At 54.2% G+C, this 19520-nt stretch carries 16 protein-coding genes, 3 tRNA genes and 3 rRNA genes; 14 read left to right on the forward strand and 8 right to left on the reverse strand.

Annotated elements, in window-relative coordinates; translation table 11 throughout:
- Positions 1-8: 8 nt before the first annotated feature.
- The 4 genes from accA to tilS all read left to right on the forward strand — a co-directional run bounded on the left by accA (position 9) and on the right by tilS (position 5001).
- Positions 9-968 (forward strand): acetyl-CoA carboxylase carboxyl transferase subunit alpha, encoded by a 960-nt coding sequence (gene accA / locus VPX56_RS04695; protein WP_131633867.1) that lies wholly within the window; start codon positions 9-11, stop codon positions 966-968.
- 100 nt (positions 969-1068) lie between these two features.
- Positions 1069-3201 carry a lysine decarboxylase LdcC gene (locus VPX56_RS04700; RefSeq protein WP_263610078.1) on the forward strand — a complete coding sequence of 711 codons (2133 nt, stop codon included), beginning with the start codon at positions 1069-1071 and terminating at the stop codon, positions 3199-3201.
- A gap of 65 nt (positions 3202-3266) precedes the next feature.
- Positions 3267-3656 (forward strand): VOC family protein, encoded by a 390-nt coding sequence (locus VPX56_RS04705; RefSeq protein WP_131633865.1) that lies wholly within the window; start codon positions 3267-3269, stop codon positions 3654-3656.
- Positions 3657-3714: 58 nt separating this feature from the next.
- On the forward strand, positions 3715-5001 hold the full coding sequence (tilS, locus tag VPX56_RS04710; protein ID WP_326470189.1) for a tRNA lysidine(34) synthetase TilS: 1287 nt from the start codon (positions 3715-3717) through the stop codon (positions 4999-5001).
- A gap of 28 nt (positions 5002-5029) precedes the next feature.
- On the opposite strand, the gene rof is transcribed toward tilS, so the two are convergent.
- Complete coding sequence (gene rof, locus VPX56_RS04715) at positions 5030-5290, reverse strand: Rho-binding antiterminator (protein ID WP_006173581.1); 261 nt, start codon at positions 5288-5290, stop codon at positions 5030-5032.
- The gene (locus VPX56_RS04720; RefSeq protein ID WP_008501889.1) at positions 5277-5477 is read right to left on the reverse strand and encodes a YaeP family protein; all 201 of its coding nucleotides are present in this window, start codon (positions 5475-5477) and stop codon (positions 5277-5279) included. Before VPX56_RS04720 ends, rof begins: the two co-directional genes overlap by 14 nt.
- Positions 5478-5672: 195 nt before the next feature.
- Here VPX56_RS04720 and VPX56_RS04725 point away from each other — a divergent pair, with 195 nt between their 5' ends.
- Genes VPX56_RS04725 through nlpE form a run of 3 tightly spaced genes read left to right on the forward strand, consistent with a single transcriptional unit; the run spans position 5673 to position 7370 of the window.
- The gene (locus tag VPX56_RS04725; RefSeq protein ID WP_131633863.1) at positions 5673-6218 is read left to right on the forward strand and encodes a YaeQ family protein; all 546 of its coding nucleotides are present in this window, start codon (positions 5673-5675) and stop codon (positions 6216-6218) included.
- Positions 6215-6637 carry an alternative ribosome rescue aminoacyl-tRNA hydrolase ArfB gene (gene arfB, locus VPX56_RS04730; RefSeq protein ID WP_131633862.1) on the forward strand — a complete coding sequence of 141 codons (423 nt, stop codon included), beginning with the start codon at positions 6215-6217 and terminating at the stop codon, positions 6635-6637. The genes VPX56_RS04725 and arfB overlap by 4 nt, the downstream gene beginning before the upstream one ends.
- Before the next feature lie 34 nt (positions 6638-6671).
- Positions 6672-7370: an envelope stress response activation lipoprotein NlpE gene (gene nlpE, locus VPX56_RS04735; protein ID WP_131633861.1), complete on the forward strand. Its 699-nt coding sequence runs from the start codon at positions 6672-6674 to the stop codon at positions 7368-7370.
- Positions 7371-7420: 50 nt separating this feature from the next.
- Here the strand turns inward: nlpE and proS are convergent, their stop codons facing one another.
- The 6 genes from proS to metN all read right to left on the reverse strand — a co-directional run bounded on the left by proS (position 7421) and on the right by metN (position 13000).
- On the reverse strand, positions 7421-9139 hold the full coding sequence (gene proS / locus VPX56_RS04740; RefSeq protein ID WP_131633860.1) for a proline--tRNA ligase: 1719 nt from the start codon (positions 9137-9139) through the stop codon (positions 7421-7423).
- A gap of 112 nt (positions 9140-9251) precedes the next feature.
- On the reverse strand, positions 9252-9959 hold the full coding sequence (tsaA, locus tag VPX56_RS04745; protein ID WP_326470194.1) for a tRNA (N6-threonylcarbamoyladenosine(37)-N6)-methyltransferase TrmO: 708 nt from the start codon (positions 9957-9959) through the stop codon (positions 9252-9254).
- Positions 9956-10360 carry an Rcs stress response system protein RcsF gene (gene rcsF, locus VPX56_RS04750; RefSeq protein ID WP_010426664.1) on the reverse strand — a complete coding sequence of 135 codons (405 nt, stop codon included), beginning with the start codon at positions 10358-10360 and terminating at the stop codon, positions 9956-9958. The genes tsaA and rcsF overlap by 4 nt, the downstream gene beginning before the upstream one ends.
- A gap of 106 nt (positions 10361-10466) precedes the next feature.
- Positions 10467-11282 carry a methionine ABC transporter substrate-binding lipoprotein MetQ gene (gene metQ / locus VPX56_RS04755; protein WP_063145201.1) on the reverse strand — a complete coding sequence of 272 codons (816 nt, stop codon included), beginning with the start codon at positions 11280-11282 and terminating at the stop codon, positions 10467-10469.
- 40 nt (positions 11283-11322) lie between these two features.
- Positions 11323-11976, reverse strand: a complete 654-nt coding sequence (locus tag VPX56_RS04760; protein WP_008501881.1) for a methionine ABC transporter permease MetI — start codon at positions 11974-11976, stop codon at positions 11323-11325.
- On the reverse strand, positions 11969-13000 hold the full coding sequence (metN, locus tag VPX56_RS04765; RefSeq protein WP_326470198.1) for a methionine ABC transporter ATP-binding protein MetN: 1032 nt from the start codon (positions 12998-13000) through the stop codon (positions 11969-11971). The genes VPX56_RS04760 and metN overlap by 8 nt, the downstream gene beginning before the upstream one ends.
- A 188-nt stretch (positions 13001-13188) precedes the next feature.
- Between metN and gmhB the strand changes: the two genes are divergently transcribed.
- The 7 genes from gmhB (at position 13189) to VPX56_RS04800 (ending at position 19393) form a co-directional block, all read left to right on the forward strand.
- Positions 13189-13755 (forward strand): D-glycero-beta-D-manno-heptose 1,7-bisphosphate 7-phosphatase, encoded by a 567-nt coding sequence (gene gmhB, locus VPX56_RS04770; RefSeq protein WP_131633858.1) that lies wholly within the window; start codon positions 13189-13191, stop codon positions 13753-13755.
- Between the two features lie 369 nt (positions 13756-14124).
- A 16S ribosomal RNA gene (locus tag VPX56_RS04775) occupies positions 14125-15664 on the forward strand.
- 69 nt (positions 15665-15733) lie between these two features.
- Positions 15734-15810: transfer RNA gene (locus VPX56_RS04780), tRNA-Ile, on the forward strand.
- Positions 15811-15919: 109 nt separating this feature from the next.
- Positions 15920-15995: transfer RNA gene (locus VPX56_RS04785), tRNA-Ala, on the forward strand.
- Positions 15996-16168: 173 nt separating this feature from the next.
- Positions 16169-19074 (forward strand): 23S ribosomal RNA (locus tag VPX56_RS04790).
- A gap of 71 nt (positions 19075-19145) precedes the next feature.
- Positions 19146-19261 (forward strand): 5S ribosomal RNA (gene rrf, locus VPX56_RS04795).
- Together the 16S, 23S and 5S rRNA genes with 3 tRNA genes alongside form the textbook arrangement of a ribosomal RNA operon.
- Positions 19262-19316: 55 nt before the next feature.
- Positions 19317-19393 (forward strand) — tRNA-Asp (locus VPX56_RS04800).
- Positions 19394-19520 lie beyond the last annotated feature (127 nt).

The raw sequence follows: 19520 nt of genomic DNA on the forward strand, positions 1-19520 counted from the left end.
GGAATACTATGAGTCTGAATTTCCTTGATTTCGAACAGCCGATTGCTGAGCTGGAAGCGAAAATCGATTCTCTGACAGCAGTTAGCCGTCAGGATGAAAAACTGGATATTAACATCGACGAAGAAGTGCATCGTCTGCGCGAAAAAAGCGTAGAACTGACGCGCAAAATCTTTGCCGATCTCGGCGCATGGCAGGTAGCCCAGCTGGCGCGTCACCCACAGCGCCCGTACACCCTGGATTATGTCCGCCTGGCGTTTGATGAATTTGACGAACTGGCAGGCGATCGCGCTTACGCTGACGATAAAGCTATCGTTGGCGGTATCGCACGCCTCGACGGACGTCCTGTGATGATCATTGGTCATCAGAAAGGCCGTGAAACCAAAGAGAAAATCCGTCGCAACTTTGGTATGCCGGCACCAGAAGGCTACCGTAAAGCCCTGCGTCTGATGGAGATGGCTGAGCGTTTCAACATGCCAATCATCACCTTCATTGACACCCCGGGTGCATACCCTGGCGTGGGCGCGGAAGAGCGCGGTCAGTCTGAAGCCATTGCACGCAACCTGCGTGAAATGTCTCGCCTGAGCGTGCCGGTCATCTGTACCGTTATCGGTGAAGGTGGCTCCGGCGGTGCGCTGGCCATTGGCGTGGGTGATAAAGTGAATATGCTGCAGTACAGCACCTATTCCGTTATCTCTCCGGAAGGCTGTGCGTCCATTCTGTGGAAAAGCGCAGACAAAGCGCCGCTGGCTGCTGAAGCCATGGGCATCATTGCGCCACGCCTGAAAGAGCTTAAGCTGATCGACTCCATCATCCCAGAGCCGCTGGGCGGTGCGCACCGTAAGCCGGAAGTGATGGCCGCGTCCCTGAAAGCGCAGCTGCTGGCGGACCTGGCAGACCTGGACGTGCTGAGCAAAGAAGACCTGCTCAACCGTCGCTATCAGCGTCTGATGACCTACGGTTACGCGTAAGCGTCACAATTATCTGAAAAGCCGCACATTGTTGCGGCTTTTTTTATACCTGCGGTTTACCCTGGCTATGCTTAGCTAATGTTTTTTAAGGAGGTACGCCATGAACATCATTGCCATCATGGGGCCACACGGCGTCTTTTATAAAGACGAGCCCATCAAGGAGCTGGAGCAAGCCCTGCAGTCCCGCGGATATCAGCTGATCTGGCCGCACAACAGCGCCGACCTGCTGAAGTTCATCGAGCATAACCCGCGTATTTGCGGCGTGATCTTTGACTGGGATGAATACGACCTGGAGCTGTGCAGCGAGATCAACAAGCTGAACGAATATCTCCCGCTGTACGCGTTTATCAATACCCACTCGACCATGGACGTCAGCGCCAATGATATGCGGATGGCGCTGTGGTTCTTTGAATATTCGCTTGGCGTGGCGGACGATATTGCGAGCCGCATTCAGCAATACACCGGCGAGTATCTCGATAACATTACGCCGCCGTTTACCCGCGCGCTGTTTACCTACGTGAAGGAAGGCAAATATACCTTCTGTACGCCGGGCCATATGGCGGGAACGGCCTATCAAAAAAGCCCCGTAGGCTGCCTGTTCTATGATTTTTTCGGTGGCAACACCCTCAAAGCGGACGTGTCGATATCGGTCACTGAGCTAGGGTCATTGCTTGACCATACCGGCCCGCACCTGGAGGCGGAAGAATATATTGCCCGCACTTTCGGCGCCGAGCAGAGCTACATGGTGACCAACGGTACCTCGACATCAAATAAAATTGTCGGGATGTATGCCGCACCGGCGGGAAGCACGCTGCTCATCGACCGTAACTGCCATAAATCGCTGGCGCATCTGTTAATGATGAGTGACGTCGTCCCGCTCTGGCTGTCACCGACGCGTAATGCGCTGGGCATTCTTGGTGGCATTCCGCGCCGTGAGTTTACGCATGACGCCATCGAGCGTAAGGTCGCAGCGATACCCGGCGCGAGCTGGCCCGTCCACTCCGTGATCACCAACTCGACCTACGACGGGCTGCTCTACAACACGAACTGGATTAAGCAGACGCTGGACGTGCCGTCGATCCATTTTGATTCCGCGTGGGTGCCGTACACCAATTTCCATCCAATTTATGAAGGGAAAAGCGGCATGAGCGGCGAGCGCGTGCCCGGTAAAGTGTTCTTCGAAACGCAGTCGACGCACAAGATGCTGGCCGCGTTTTCGCAGGCCTCGCTAATTCACGTTAAGGGCGAGTACGACGAAGATACCTTCAACGAAGCCTTTATGATGCACACCACCACCTCACCGAGCTATCCGCTGGTGGCCTCCATCGAGACGGCAGCGGCGATGCTGCGCGGTAACCCGGGCAAACGCCTGATTAACCGTTCGGTGGAACGCGCGCTGCATTTCCGTAAGGAGGTTCAACGGTTAAAAGATGAGGCGGACGGCTGGTTCTTTGATATCTGGCAGCCGGAAGATATTGACGAGGCGGAGTGCTGGCCGGTCGCACCGGGTGAAAGCTGGCACGGCTTCCGCGATGCGGATGCAGATCATATGTTCCTCGATCCGGTAAAAGTGACGATCCTGACGCCGGGTATGGACGAGCAGGGCGTAATGGGCGATGAAGGGATCCCCGCCGCGCTGGTGGCGAAGTTCCTGGATGAGCGCGGCGTGGTGGTGGAAAAGACCGGCCCCTATAATTTATTGTTCCTGTTCAGCATCGGGATCGACAAAACCCGCGCAATGGGGCTGCTGCGCGGCCTGATGGAGTTTAAGCGCGCTTACGATCTGAACCTGCGGGTGAAGAACATGCTCCCGGATCTCTATGCAGAAGATCCTGACTTCTACCGCAATATGCGCATTCAGGATCTGGCGCAGGGCATCCACAAGCTGATCCGCCAGCACGATCTGCCGCGCCTGATGCTGCAGGCGTTTGACGTGCTGCCTGAAATGAAGCTGACGCCGCATAAGGCCTGGCAGCGCCAGGTGAAGGGTGAGGTGGATACCATCGAGCTGGAAAACCTGGTCGGACGCGTGTCGGCCAATATGATCCTGCCCTATCCGCCAGGCGTACCGCTGCTGATGCCGGGCGAGATGATCGCCGAAGAGAGCAGGGCGGTGCTCGATTTTCTGCTGATGCTCTGTTCCGTGGGGCGTCACTATCCGGGCTTTGAGACGGATATCCACGGTGCGAAGCGCGATGAACAGGGCGTGTACTGGGTGCGAGTCCTAAAATAAGCGTGACCGCTTGCCAGGCTCGGGTTTTCGGTTGTAACGTTCAGGCATCATAAAAAGGAGAAGCTATGCTGGGTTTAAAAGCTGTTCATCATATTGCGATCATTGCCACCGATTACGCGCAGAGCAAGGCGTTCTACTGCGATATTCTTGGCTTTACGCTGCTAAGCGAGGCCTACCGCGAGGAGCGTGACTCCTGGAAAGGGGACCTGGCGCTCAACGGGCAATATGTGATTGAGCTATTCTCTTTTCCTTTCCCGCCTGCGCGCCCGTCTCGCCCCGAAGCCTGCGGCCTGCGCCATCTGGCCTTTAGCGTTGACGATCTGGATAGCGCGGTCAAACATCTGGAATCTCACGGCGTGGCGTGCGAAGCGATCCGCGTCGATCCGTTTACCGACAAGCGCTTTACCTTTTTCAACGATCCGGACGGCCTGCCGCTGGAGCTTTACCAGCAGTAATGCCCATCCTGTGTGATAATGCCCGCTCAGTTCGGGCATTTTTTATGTGTAAGTTCCTATGACCTCATCTGCTATCGCACAAGCCGTTTCACCGTACCGCCAGCTGCTGGTGGGATTTAGCGGTGGCCTGGATTCCACCGTTCTTCTCCACCGCCTTAAGCGTTGGCGCGATCGAGAACCTGACGTACGGCTTCGGGCGATGCATGTTCATCACGGGTTAAGCCCTCATGCCGATGCCTGGGTGGCGCACTGCGAAGCGCTCTGTGCTTTGTGGGAAATCCCGCTGAACGTTGAACGGGTGATGCTGGTGGAGGAGGGGCTGGGCGTTGAGGCGCAGGCGCGCAAGGCCCGCTATGCCGCTTTTGCTCGTTCACTGCTGCCCGGCGAAGCGCTGGTGACGGCGCAGCATCTGGACGATCAGTGTGAAACCTTTTTGCTTGCGCTGAAGCGGGGAAGCGGCCCGGCGGGCTTATCCGCCATGCCCGAGCGCGCGGCGTTTGCCGGAACCGAATTAATCCGCCCGCTGCTGGGTGAAACGCGCGCTTCTCTGGAAGCCTGGGCGCGCGAATATCGGCTGAGCTGGATTGAGGATGAGAGTAACCAGGACGACAGCTACGACCGTAACTTCCTTCGTCTGCGCGTGATGCCCCTGCTGACCGAGCGCTGGGGACACTTTACAGAAGCGACGGCCCGGAGCGCTACGCTCTGTGCCGAACAGGAAAGCCTGCTGGATGAACTTCTCAGTGAAGAGCTTGCAGGGTTAACGTCTGCTGAAGGTGCCCTTGCTATTGCGCCGCTGGAAGCGATGAGCGCGGTGCGCCGTGCTGCGCTGTTACGCCGCTGGCTGGCCTCACGTCATGCCGTTATGCCGTCGCGAGCGATGCTGAGCAGGATCTGGGATGAAGTGGCTCAGGCGCGAGACGATGCCACACCGAGCGTCCATCTGAACGGCTATGAGGTCAGGCGCTATCAGGGAAAACTGTGGTGGATAAAATCTCGTTCGTCGCTTTCTGACGTTGTGCTCAACTGGCCCTCGGTGGAGCACGCGCTAGTATTGCCCCACGGCGCGGGCAGCGTATCCCTGACGAATGCGGGTCACGTGCGTCTGCCAGAACCGGATGAGCCGGTCACAGTGCGCTTTAAGGCCGGTGGTTTGCTGCATATTGTTGGGCGCAATGGCGGAAGGAAGCTCAAGAAAATCTGGCAGGAGCATAATGTCCCGCCCTGGCTGCGCGATACCACGCCGCTGCTGTTTTACGGTGAGACGCTGGTTGCGGCTGCCGGTGTGTTCATTACGCAAGAGGGATGGACAGATAAGGGAGTTTGTTTTGAGTGGAAGGCGTAACGGGCAGCAGGGCTGCCCGTTGATATCATCAGGATTCGCTCACCACGACGGTGCCGATTTCCGGGTGGCTGAAGCTGGCTATCTTGTCGAGGCGCAGTTCACGTGTAGCCCCCGCATCCTCCACAACCAGGTATTCCACGTTCTTACGCGAAACCAGGTCGCTGGCTTTCGCCTTTAGCACTTCGCCATCTTTTAGCTCCAGCGTCAGTATCAAATGATGCTGGCAGGCGAGTTCGAGGTTGTCATAGTCATCACAATTGATGGGTTGATAAGTTTCATTCATCGACATAATCGCTCACCAGTAAATTCGCCGCAGCATACGCTGCTTTTTCCCTGACCGATTCTGAAAGGCTCTCATCGGAGGCCACTTCATTAAGCACTTTCAATACACAGCCCAACGCGTCCGGAACGTACCCCAGATCGCCGCTGGCGATTTCCGCATACCGTTTGCGAATTAACTCACAATAATTATTCACATCCCCTCCCGCCAGCGCACTGACTTACTGTGAGATATCATTAAGCCTACGAAGATAAACTCGGTTTAGCAAGGTGACTATACCATACTCATTTAAGCAATATCAGAGCCTTGATTGAAGGGTATTCATCACCAGTAACAGCCTTTTGCCGCTGTTTTCGCTACAATGAGCGCCTGATTCGAATGGAGTTCTCTCATGGCGCTGAAAGCGACAATTTATAAAGCGGTGGTCAACGTGGCTGACCTGGACCGCAACCAGTTTCTGGATGCGTCATTGACGCTGGCGCGTCATCCGTCTGAAACGCAGGAACGCATGATGCTGCGCCTGCTGGCGTGGATTAAGTATGCCGACGAGCGCCTGCAGTTTACCCGTGGGCTGAGCGCAGAGGACGAGCCTGAAGCCTGGCTGCGTAACGATCACCTGGGTATTGATCTGTGGATCGAACTCGGTCTGCCGGACGAGCGCAGGGTTAAAAAGGCGTGCACCCAGGCCGCAGAAGTGGCGTTATTCGCGTATAATCAGCGCGCTGCGGAGATTTGGTGGCAGCAAAGCAAGAGCAAATGCGGGCAGTTTAAAAACCTCACCGTCTGGTATCTGGATGACGAGCAGCTGGACCAGCTGAGTGAGTTTGCGGGGCGAACGATGGTTCTGCAGGCGACGATTCAGGATGGCGCGATCTGGCTCTCGGATTCTCAGAATAATCTGGAAATCCATCTGACGGCGTGGCAGCCCGCGTCATGATTGTTGTGTCCCGAAGCGTGAGCATTCCTGACAATGAGCTGGAGATAACCGCGATCCGTGCTCAGGGGGCGGGTGGGCAGCACGTGAACAAGGCGTCAACGGCCATCCATTTGCGCTTTGACATTCGGGCCTCCAGCCTGCCAGAGTATTATAAAGAAAGTCTGCTTGCGGCCAGCCATCACCTGATCACCAGTGATGGCGTCATTGTGATTAAAGCGCAAGAGTACCGCAGCCAGGAGCTCAACCGGGAAGCGGCGATTGCTCGTCTGGTGGCGATGATAAAAGAATTAACGGCAGTGCAAAAAAGCCGTCGGGCTACGCGGCCAACGCGCGCATCAAAAGAGCGTCGGCTGTCGTCAAAGGCGCAAAAATCCACAGTGAAAGCACTACGCGGTAAAGTTCGTCGCCCGACAGAGTGACGAAAGGGAACACACTTTTCATAAGGAATTCATTGTGAAAAAAGCATTATTTTCAGCGCTTGCAGTAAGCACGCTGTTTGCGCTTTTTGGCTGTAACAACCGTTCGGAAACGCAGGTTTTACAGCCTACACAAACGGAAGAGTTGAAACCGATGCAGCAGAGCTGGCGCGGCGTATTGCCTTGCGCAGACTGCGAAGGTATCGAAACATCGCTGTTCCTGCAAAAAGATGGCACCTGGGTAATGAACCAGCGCTATCAAGGGGCGAAAGAACCGTCGTCCTATGCCACATATGGAACCTGGGCACGCACGGCTGAAAAGCTGGTGTTGACGGACACGACGGGGGATAAAACCTATTTCCGCGCCAAAGGTGAAGGGATGGAGATGCTCGATCGTGAAGGTAATCCGATTGAGTCCCAGTTCAACTACACCCTGGCACCGGTTAAAGCAGCGCTGCCTTCAACGCCTATGGCAATGCGCGGCATGTATTTCTACATGGCGGATGCGGCCATCTTTACCGACTGTGCAACCGGCAAGAAAGTTAGCGTGGCGAACAATGCGCAGCTTGAACGCGATTACGCCGTCGCGCGGGGCAATGACAGCAAGCCGGTATTGCTGACGGTTGACGGTCACTTTACGCTGGAGCCGAACCCAGACAGCGGTGAGATGGTGAAAACGCTGGTGGCTGACAAAGACGCGAAGTTTGCTGCGGGCAAAGACTGTAACAGCAAATAAGCCAGCGTTGAGCCATTAAAAAACCCCGCCGGAGCGGGGTTTTTTGTTTCTTAACCCTTGATGGCGTTCACGAGGTAATCAAGAATGTCGCCAGTCTTGATCATCTGCTTCTCGCCGCTGCGACGGTATTTGTACTCAATCTCGTCGCTATCCAGGTTACGGTCGCCGATGACAACGGTGTGCGGAATACCGATCAGTTCCATATCGGCAAACATAACGCCCGGGCGCTCTTTACGGTCATCCATCAGCACGTCGATGCCTTTTGCACGCAGTTCAGCGTAAAGTTTTTCCGCCAGCTCCTGCACGCGGTATGACTTGTGCATGTTCATTGGCAGAATAGCCACCTGGAACGGTGCGATGTTATCCGGCCAAACGATGCCGCGCTCGTCGTAGTTCTGCTCGATAGCGGCAGCCACAACGCGCGTTACCCCGATACCGTAACAGCCCATGGTCAGAACCTGATTGCGACCGTCTTCACCCTGAACGGCAGCGTTCATCGCGCGTGAGTATTTATCGCCCAGCTGGAAGATGTGGCCCACTTCGATACCGCGTTTGATCATCAGCGTACCCTGGCCGTCCGGGCTTGGATCGCCTGCGACCACGTTACGGATATCTGCCACTTCTGGCGTCGCCACGTCGCGATCCCAGTTGATGCCGAAGTAGTGTTTACCGTCGATGTTCGCGCCGGCAGAGAAATCACTCATCGCGGCAACAGTGCGGTCAACCACCACAGGGATTGGCATGTTAACCGGGCCCAGTGAACCCGGGCCTGCGTTTACAACGGCGCGGATCTCAGCTTCGGTGGCAAACGTCAGCGGGCTGGCAACCTGCGGCAGCTTTTCTGCCTTGACTTCGTTCAGTTCGTGATCGCCACGCACCAGCAGAGCAACCAGCGGGAATGCGCTGCCTTCTGTGGATTTCACCAGCAGGGTTTTCACCGTTTTCTCAATCGGCAGGTTGAACTGTTCAACCAGCTCGGCGATGGTTTTTGCGTTTGGCGTATCAACCAGCGTCATCTCTTCGGTTGCAGCCGCACGAGGTTCTTTTGGTGCCAGCGCTTCTGCAAATTCGATGTTCGCAGCGTAATCAGAGGTGTCAGAGAAGATCACATCGTCTTCGCCGCTCTGTGCCAGCACCTGGAATTCGTGGGATGCGCTACCGCCGATAGAGCCGGTATCAGCCTGCACGGCGCGGAAATCCAGACCCATGCGGGAGAAGATTTTGCTGTAAGCCGCGTACATCGCATCGTAAGTCTCTTGCAGCGATTCCTGAGAGGTATGGAAAGAATAGGCGTCTTTCATCAGGAACTCGCGAGAACGCATCACGCCAAAGCGAGGACGCACTTCGTCACGGAACTTGGTCTGGATCTGGAAGAAGTTCAGCGGCAGCTGTTTGTATGAGCTCAGCTCATTACGGATCAGATCGGTAATGACTTCTTCATGCGTTGGGCCGAGGACAAACGGACGATCGCCACGATCGGCAATGCGCAGAAGTTCTGGACCATATTGCTCCCAGCGACCGCTCTCCTGCCACAGTTCAGAAGGCTGAACGACCGGCATTAACACCTCGATGGCACCGGCGTTGTTCATCTCTTCACGCACGATGTTTTCGACTTTTTTCAGGACGCGCACGCCGGTCGGCAGCCAGGTGTATAACCCGGAGGCCAGCTTGCGGATCATCCCGGCGCGCAGCATCAGCTGGTGGCTGATCACCTCGGCGTCGGCAGGTGTCTCCTTCAGAGTGGAGAGCATATAATGGCTAGTACGCATGTTGTTACGTTTCCGTTTCGACGATTGGAACAGGCTGAAACGCCAGCCTGACACAAAAAAAGTGGTTTAGTTTACCAGTGTGGCAAAGATGCCAAAAGAGAGGAGGTTAAAATTACCTGGGTTCCAGAGCAAACACTTCAAAACCTGCCTCAGTCACGCGCCAGCGAACGTTAAAATCCAACAGCCAGACGGCGTAGGTTTTCCCGGCTTCCTCTTCTTTACGGTAGGCGGGGCGGGGATCCTGAGCCAGCACCTCAACGATAAAGTCCCGAAGGCGGGGATAGCGTTTTTCCAGCGGGCCGAGCTGGGCCGCTATCTCTGGCGTGAAGTTAACGGGCATATCCGCCAGCGGTGCGTCCTGCGCATAGCTGGCGCGGGCATCGGGGAGCGCTTCGGCAAAAGGCAGATACGGCTTAATGTCGATAACCGGCGTGCCGTCAACCAGGTCAAGGCTACCTAGCTCTAGGATCACCCGATCCTTCTGACAGCGTATGCCTTTCAGTTCGACCAGCGACATTCCGACCGGGTTTGGGCGGAAGGTTGAGCGGGTCGCAAACACGCCCATTCTTGTGTTGCCGCCCAGACGAGGAGGGCGCACGGTAGGACGCCAGCCTCCTTCCATGGTCTGGTGAAACACAAACACAACCCATAAATGGCTGAACGCCTCGAGCCCGCGTACCGCATCTGCCTGATTGTATGGCGCGATTAAGTGAAGCTCACCACCGCGGCTTGTCACGAGTCCAGGCTGGCGCGGTACGGCGAACTTCTCTTTATAAGGTGAGCGGATAACGCCTATCTGCCCGAACTGAAATGAACTCATTTCGCCGTGATGTTAAGCGCGGAACCGATGCAAACCGCCTGACGGTAGCAGCCCGGCGTACCGCTGGTGACTTCACAGCTGTGCAGCAGCACCGCGTTGGCTTTCATTTTTGAAGCGTTAATCTGCATACGCTTGCGTGCCGTTGGGATGTTGGGTGGAGAGTCCTGATTCGTTGCCTGACAGGATTCGCCGCTCACTTCACCCAGTTCACGGAATGGCTTGCCCACGAGATCGTCGGCTTTAGTAATAATACGTACCGGCGCAGGACGAGGCGCTTTCGGTTTTGCTGGCTCCGCTTTTGGCGGGGTTGCAGTGCTTTGAACAGGTTCAACAGGAGATCTGCTTAGCATGGAACAGCCGCTCAGCATCAGTGCTAAAAGACAGATCGGTAAAGCACGCATAATAGTTCCTCAGTGGATAATCAAAACGTCAGATATTGAATCAGTTGCCTGCACAAATGACAAGACGGGCATAAGCCCGTCTTGATGATATTACACTGCGGTGAGATTACCAGCCTTTAACAGCGCCGCCGTTAAACACTTTGTTGGCTTCCTGGTAAACTTCGTCAGACTGATAAGCCTGAACGAACTTCTTCACGTTCTCTGCGTCTTTGTTGTCTTCGCGGGTCACGATCAGGTTAACGTACGGGGAGTCTTTGTCCTCAACGAAGATGCCGTCTTTAGCAGGGGTCAAGCCAATCTGGCTCGCATAGGTGGTGTTGATAACCGCCAGAGCAATCTGTGCATCGTCCAGAGAACGCGGCAGCTGTGGTGCTTCCAGCTCAACCAATTTCAGATTTTTCGGATTCTCGGTAACGTCCAGAACGGTTGGCAGCAGACCCACGCCGTCTTTCAGCTTAATCAGGCCCACTTTCTGCAGAAGCAGCAGGGAACGGCCGAGGTTGGTTGGGTCGTTAGGAATGGCGACCTGTGAGCCAGGCTGTAGTTCATCCAGAGATTTGATCTTCTTGGAGTAACCGGCGATTGGGTAAACAAAGGTGTTACCCACGCCAACCAGCTTGTAGCCGCGATCTTTGATCTGCTGGTCAAGGTAGGGTTTATGCTGGAAGGCGTTAGCGTCGATATCGCCTTTGCTCAGCGCTTCGTTCGGCAGAACGTAATCGTTAAAGGTGACCAGCTCAACGTCCAGACCGTATTTCTCTTTAGCAACTTTCTGTGCCACTTCAGCAACCTGCTGTTCCGCACCCACGATAACGCCCACTTTAATATGGTTTGGGTCTTTTTCGTCCTGACCGCAACCCACCAGTGCCAGAGAGCCGATCAGCGCGCCTACCGCTGCAAAGGTCTTTAATTTAAACGCCATGTTATATCCTTAACTCGTCGAGTTTGTGTTGTGTGTAACGTTATTTGTGAGTAACAGCCCGGACGATGCGATCGCCAGAGAATTGGATTAAGTAAACCAGAACAACCAGCAATACCAGAACGGTGTTCATTACGGTAGCGTTATAACCAATATAGCCGTACTGGTAGCCAATCTGGCCTAAACCGCCAGCGCCCACTGCGCCACCCATCGCGGAATAACCAACCAGCGTGATGAGCGTAATGGTTGCGGCATTCACCAGGCCCGGCAGCGCTTCAGGCAGCAGAACTTTGCGCACAATCTGCATTGGCGTTGCGCCCATTGCGCGAGAGGCTTCAATCAGACCGGTTGGGATCTCCAGCAGGGCGTTTTCCACCATGCGGGCGATAAACGGCGCAGCGCCTACGGTTAGCGGAACGATAGCCGCCTGCAGTCCAATGGATGTGCCGACAATCACGCGAGTAAACGGAATCATCCATACCAGCAGGATAATGAACGGGATCGAGCGGAAGATATTCACCAGCGCGGAGAGCGTGCGGTACAGCTTCGCGTTCTCAATGATTTGACCCGGACGCGTGACGTACAGCAGCACGCCCACCGGCAGTCCAATCACAAAACCAAAGAAACCTGATACGAAGGTCATTGCCAGCGTTTCCCAAACGCCGCGAACCAGCAGCCAAATCATCGGCTCAGACATAACCCAGTACCTCTACTTTTACGTGATGTTCTTGCAGCCAGGCAATTGCCGCCTGGGTTTCTTCCAGTGTGCCGTGCATTTCCGTCAGCATGATGCCGAACTTCACGCCGCCGGCGTAATCCATCTGCGCGCTAATGATATTGTTGTTCACGTTAAAGCGACGCGCGGTTTCGGATAGCAGCGGGGCATCGACGGACTGGCCGGTAAACTCCATGCGCAGCATCGGAACGCTGTCTGCTGCCGCTTCTGTTTTCAGGCGCTCCAGATAATCTTCCGGAATATCCAGATGCAGCGTGGATTGAATAAACTGCTGCGCCAGGGGCGTTTTCGGATGCGAGAACACTTCGCTTACCGTGTCCTGTTCGATCAGCTCACCGTTGCTAATGACCGCCACGCAGTCGCAGATGCGTTTCACCACATCCATCTCGTGCGTAATAAGGAGGATCGTCAGGCCCAGGCGACGGTTAATGTCTTTCAACAGCTCGAGAATAGAACGCGTGGTTGCCGGATCCAGTGCGCTGGTCGCTTCATCACACAGCAGTACTTTAGGATTGCTTGCCAGCGCACGGGCAATCGCCACGCGCTGTTTCTGCCCACCGGACAGGTTCGCCGGGTAGCTATCATGTTTGTCGCCCAGACCCACGAGGTCGAGCAGTTCGGTGACGCGACGCTTCACTTCTTCTTTAGGCGTGTTGTCCAGCTCCAGCGGCAGCGCGACGTTGCCGAACACGGTGCGGGACGCCAGCAGGTTAAAGTGCTGGAAGATCATGCCAATCTGGCGGCGCGCTTTGGTCAGTTCTTTTTCTGAGAGGGCGGTCAGTTCCTGACCGCCTACCTCTACGCTGCCCTGGGTTGGGCGCTCAAGCAGGTTAACACAACGGATCAGCGTACTTTTACCTGCACCCGATGCGCCAATGACGCCATAAATTTGACCAGCAGGAACATGCAGGCTGACGTTGTTCAGCGCCTGAATGGTTCGGTTCCCCTGCTGGAACACTTTGGTGATATTGGAAAGTTTAATCATTAGATTATTTTTATCGTATGTAAGTTAGCCGTGGCATTTTGTTCTGCCAGATACGGGTGATGACCGTAAACAAAACGGATGTTAAGGCATCCAGACGTCTAAATCAATCCAACTCTGTGTGATGAGCACTTTATTGCGCTGCGATTCATGAGATACTAGCCGAACATGCCTTTTTCAGGAGCAAACCGGTGGCAAAATCAGTACCCGCAATTTTTCTCGATCGTGATGGCACTATTAATGTGGATCATGGTTACGTCCATGAGATTGATGAGTTCGAGTTTATCGAGGGCGCAATAGATGCCATGCGCCAGCTGAAAGAGATGGGTTATGCGCTGGTGGTCGTGACGAACCAGTCCGGCATTGCACGTGGGAAATTTACCGAAGCCCAGTTTGAGACGCTGACGGAATGGATGGACTGGTCGCTGGCCGATCGCGGTGTGGATCTTGATGGTATCTACTATTGCCCGCATCACCCACAGGGAACAGTAGAAGAGTATCGCCAGACGTGTGACTGCCGTAAGCCACATCCAGGGATGTTCATCTCTGCGCAGGAGTTCCTGCAGATTGATATGGCTGCTTCTTATATGGTGGGCGATAAACTGGAAGATATGCAGGCAGCAGCAGCAGCTGGCGTAGGAACCAAAATATTAGTTCGCACCGGTAAACCCGTAACGCCAGAAGCAGAAAATGCAGCGGATTGGGTGATTAATAGTCTGGCTGAACTGCCAAAAGAGATTAAAAAGCACCAAAAATAGCCTTTTTGGTGAAAAGATGAGCGGTTGAAATAAAAATGCATTTTTCCGCTTGTCATTCCTCGGCGGCCCCCTATAATGCGCCTCCATCGACACGGAACATGTGAATCACTTCACACAACAAACGGTTCGGTTGAAGAGAAAAAATCCTGAAATAACGGGTTGACTCTGAAAGAGGAAAGCGTAATATACGCCACCTCGCAACGGTGAGCGAAAGCCGCGTTGCACTGCTCTTTAACAATTTATCAGACAATCTGTGTGGGCACTCAAAGTGACATGGATTCTTAACGTCGCAAGACGAAAAATGAATACCAAGTCTCTGAGTGAACATACGTAATTCATTACGAAGTTTAATTCACGAGCATCAAACTTAAATTGAAGAGTTTGATCATGGCTCAGATTGAACGCTGGCGGCAGGCCTAACACATGCAAGTCGAGCGGTAGCACAGAGAGCTTGCTCTCGGGTGACGAGCGGCGGACGGGTGAGTAATGTCTGGGAAACTGCCTGATGGAGGGGGATAACTACTGGAAACGGTAGCTAATACCGCATAACGTCGCAAGACCAAAGAGGGGGACCTTCGGGCCTCTTGCCATCAGATGTGCCCAGATGGGATTAGCTAGTAGGTGGGGTAACGGCTCACCTAGGCGACGATCCCTAGCTGGTCTGAGAGGATGACCAGCCACACTGGAACTGAGACACGGTCCAGACTCCTACGGGAGGCAGCAGTGGGGAATATTGCACAATGGGCGCAAGCCTGATGCAGCCATGCCGCGTGTATGAAGAAGGCCTTCGGGTTGTAAAGTACTTTCAGCGAGGAGGAAGGTGTTGAGGTTAATAACCTCAGCAATTGACGTTACTCGCAGAAGAAGCACCGGCTAACTCCGTGCCAGCAGCCGCGGTAATACGGAGGGTGCAAGCGTTAATCGGAATTACTGGGCGTAAAGCGCACGCAGGCGGTCTGTCAAGTCGGATGTGAAATCCCCGGGCTCAACCTGGGAACTGCATTCGAAACTGGCAGGCTAGAGTCTTGTAGAGGGGGGTAGAATTCCAGGTGTAGCGGTGAAATGCGTAGAGATCTGGAGGAATACCGGTGGCGAAGGCGGCCCCCTGGACAAAGACTGACGCTCAGGTGCGAAAGCGTGGGGAGCAAACAGGATTAGATACCCTGGTAGTCCACGCCGTAAACGATGTCGACTTGGAGGTTGTGCCCTTGAGGCGTGGCTTCCGGAGCTAACGCGTTAAGTCGACCGCCTGGGGAGTACGGCCGCAAGGTTAAAACTCAAATGAATTGACGGGGGCCCGCACAAGCGGTGGAGCATGTGGTTTAATTCGATGCAACGCGAAGAACCTTACCTACTCTTGACATCCAGAGAACTTAGCAGAGATGCTTTGGTGCCTTCGGGAACTCTGAGACAGGTGCTGCATGGCTGTCGTCAGCTCGTGTTGTGAAATGTTGGGTTAAGTCCCGCAACGAGCGCAACCCTTATCCTTTGTTGCCAGCGGTTAGGCCGGGAACTCAAAGGAGACTGCCAGTGATAAACTGGAGGAAGGTGGGGATGACGTCAAGTCATCATGGCCCTTACGAGTAGGGCTACACACGTGCTACAATGGCGCATACAAAGAGAAGCGACCTCGCGAGAGCAAGCGGACCTCATAAAGTGCGTCGTAGTCCGGATTGGAGTCTGCAACTCGACTCCATGAAGTCGGAATCGCTAGTAATCGTAGATCAGAATGCTACGGTGAATACGTTCCCGGGCCTTGTACACACCGCCCGTCACACCATGGGAGTGGGTTGCAAAAGAAGTAGGTAGCTTAACCTTCGGGAGGGCGCTTACCACTTTGTGATTCATGACTGGGGTGAAGTCGTAACAAGGTAACCGTAGGGGAACCTGCGGTTGGATCACCTCCTTACCTTAAAGAACCTGCCTTTGTAGTGCTCACACAGATTGTCTGATGAAAAATAGCAGTAAAAATCTCTGCAGGCTTGTAGCTCAGGTGGTTAGAGCGCACCCCTGATAAGGGTGAGGTCGGTGGTTCAAGTCCACTCAGGCCTACCAAATGCTTCCTGATACTGCGTTGCGGAACAACTCGCATACTTCAGTATGCTTCGTTATTCCACGCCTTGTCTCAGAAAGCATTACCGGTACAGAGATTAGTGTATACGATGGGGTTATAGCTCAGCTGGGAGAGCGCCTGCCTTGCACGCAGGAGGTCTGCGGTTCGATCCCGCATAGCTCCACCATCCTTTTACTGCGAAATACAAGAAAACTTCAGAGTGAACCTGAAAAGGTGCACTGCGAAGTTTTGCTCTTTAAAAATCTGGATCAAGCTGAAAATTGAAACGACACACCTTAATGGTGTGTTCGAGTCTCTCAAATTTTCGCAATCATGAAGTGAAACATCTTCGGGTTGTGAGGTTAAGCGACTAAGCGTACACGGTGGATGCCCTGGCAGTCAGAGGCGATGAAGGACGTGCTAATCTGCGAAAAGCGCCGGCGAGGTGATATGAACCTTTGACCCGGCGATGTCCGAATGGGGAAACCCAGTGTGTTCCGACACACTATCGTTAACTGAATACATAGGTTAACGAGGCGAACCGGGGGAACTGAAACATCTAAGTACCCCGAGGAAAAGAAATCAACCGAGATTCCCCCAGTAGCGGCGAGCGAACGGGGAGCAGCCCAGAGTCTGAATCAGCTTGTGTGTTAGTGGAAGCGTCTGGAAAGTCGCAGGGTACAGGGTGATACTCCCGTACACGAAAGCACACATGCTGTGAACTCGAAGAGTAGGGCGGGACACGTGGTATCCTGTCTGAATATGGGGGGACCATCCTCCAAGGCTAAATACTCCTGACTGACCGATAGTGAACCAGTACCGTGAGGGAAAGGCGAAAAGAACCCCGGCGAGGGGAGTGAAAAAGAACCTGAAACCGTGTACGTACAAGCAGTGGGAGCCTCTTTATGGGGTGACTGCGTACCTTTTGTATAATGGGTCAGCGACTTATATTCTGTAGCAAGGTTAACCGTATAGGGGAGCCGAAGGGAAACCGAGTCTTAACTGGGCGTTAAGTTGCAGGGTATAGACCCGAAACCCGGTGATCTAGCCATGGGCAGGTTGAAGGTTGGGTAACACTAACTGGAGGACCGAACCGACTAATGTTGAAAAATTAGCGGATGACTTGTGGCTGGGGGTGAAAGGCCAATCAAACCGGGAGATAGCTGGTTCTCCCCGAAAGCTATTTAGGTAGCGCCTCGTGAACTCATCTTCGGGGGTAGAGCACTGTTTCGGCTAGGGGGCCATCCCGGCTTACCAACCCGATGCAAACTACGAATACCGAAGAATGTTATCACGGGAGACACACGGCGGGTGCTAACGTCCGTCGTGAAGAGGGAAACAACCCAGACCGCCAGCTAAGGTCCCAAAGTCATGGTTAAGTGGGAAACGATGTGGGAAGGCACAGACAGCCAGGATGTTGGCTTAGAAGCAGCCATCATTTAAAGAAAGCGTAATAGCTCACTGGTCGAGTCGGCCTGCGCGGAAGATGTAACGGGGCTAAACCATGCACCGAAGCTGCGGCAGCGACGCGTATGCGTTGTTGGGTAGGGGAGCGTTCTGTAAGCCGTTGAAGGTGGCCTGTGAGGGCTGCTGGAGGTATCAGAAGTGCGAATGCTGACATAAGTAACGATAATGCGGGTGAAAAGCCCGCACGCCGGAAGACCAAGGGTTCCTGTCCAACGTTAATCGGGGCAGGGTGAGTCGACCCCTAAGGCGAGGCCGAAAGGCGTAGTCGATGGGAAACAGGTTAATATTCCTGTACTTGGTGTTACTGCGAAGGGGGGACGGAGAAGGCTATGTTAGCCGGGCGACGGTTGTCCCGGTTTAAGCATGTAGGCGGAACGATTAGGTAAATCCGGTCGTTTATTAACGCTGAGGTGTGATGACGAGGCACTACGGTGCTGAAGTAACAAATGCCCTGCTTCCAGGAAAAGCCTCTAAGCATCAGGTAACACGAAATCGTACCCCAAACCGACACAGGTGGTCAGGTAGAGAATACCAAGGCGCTTGAGAGAACTCGGGTGAAGGAACTAGGCAAAATGGTGCCGTAACTTCGGGAGAAGGCACGCTGATATGTAGGTGAAGCCCCTGCGGGTGGAGCTGAAATCAGTCGAAGATACCAGCTGGCTGCAACTGTTTATTAAAAACACAGCACTGTGCAAACACGAAAGTGGACGTATACGGTGTGACGCCTGCCCGGTGCCGGAAGGTTAATTGATGGGGTTAGCGGCAACGCGAAGCTCTTGATCGAAGCCCCGGTAAACGGCGGCCGTAACTATAACGGTCCTAAGGTAGCGAAATTCCTTGTCGGGTAAGTTCCGACCTGCACGAATGGCGTAATGATGGCCAGGCTGTCTCCACCCGAGACTCAGTGAAATTGAACTCGCTGTGAAGATGCAGTGTACCCGCGGCAAGACGGAAAGACCCCGTGAACCTTTACTATAGCTTGACACTGAACACTGGTCCTTGATGTGTAGGATAGGTGGGAGGCTTTGAAGCGTGGACGCCAGTCTGCGTGGAGCCGTCCTTGAAATACCACCCTTTAATGGCTGGTGTTCTAACGTAGACCCGTAATCCGGGTTGCGGACAGTGTCTGGTGGGTAGTTTGACTGGGGCGGTCTCCTCCCAAAGAGTAACGGAGGAGCACGAAGGTTAGCTAATCCTGGTCGGACATCAGGAGGTTAGTGCAATGGCATAAGCTAGCTTGACTGCGAGAGTGACGGCTCGAGCAGGTGCGAAAGCAGGTCATAGTGATCCGGTGGTTCTGAATGGAAGGGCCATCGCTCAACGGATAAAAGGTACTCCGGGGATAACAGGCTGATACCGCCCAAGAGTTCATATCGACGGCGGTGTTTGGCACCTCGATGTCGGCTCATCACATCCTGGGGCTGAAGTAGGTCCCAAGGGTATGGCTGTTCGCCATTTAAAGTGGTACGCGAGCTGGGTTTAGAACGTCGTGAGACAGTTCGGTCCCTATCTGCCGTGGGCGCTGGAGAATTGAGGGGGGCTGCTCCTAGTACGAGAGGACCGGAGTGGACGCATCACTGGTGTTCGGGTTGTCATGCCAATGGCATTGCCCGGTAGCTAAATGCGGAAGAGATAAGTGCTGAAAGCATCTAAGCACGAAACTTGCCCCGAGATGAGTTCTCCCTGACTCCTTGAGAGTCCTGAAGGAACGTTGAAGACTACGACGTTGATAGGTCGGGTGTGTAAGCGCAGCGATGCGTTGAGCTAACCGATACTAATGAACCGTGAGGCTTAACCTTACAACGCCGAAGCTGTTTCGGCGAACGAGACAGAGACGATTTTCAGCTTTGATACAGATTAACAGAATTTGCCTGGCGGCTTTAGCGCGGTGGTCCCACCTGACCCCATGCCGAACTCAGAAGTGAAACGCCGTAGCGCCGATGGTAGTGTGGGGTCTCCCCATGTGAGAGTAGGGAACTGCCAGGCATCAAATTAAGTAGTAAGCCGGTGCATAAATCCGGTGGTTACAGAAGTCTTCGGTGGAGCGGTAGTTCAGTCGGTTAGAATACCTGCCTGTCACGCAGGGGGTCGCGGGTTCGAGTCCCGTCCGTTCCGCCACTTATTAAAAGCCCTGAGCTAACGCTCAGGGCTTTTTTCTTATCTGCTGCATCATTTTTGCTAAATAAGCAAAAATCCTCTGCGTTTTACGCTCTTTTTCTGCATAACCGCACCAGCCATAATCTTC

The organism is Enterobacter wuhouensis, assembly GCF_035835995.1.
Taxonomy (GTDB): Bacteria; Pseudomonadota; Gammaproteobacteria; order Enterobacterales; family Enterobacteriaceae; genus Enterobacter; species Enterobacter wuhouensis.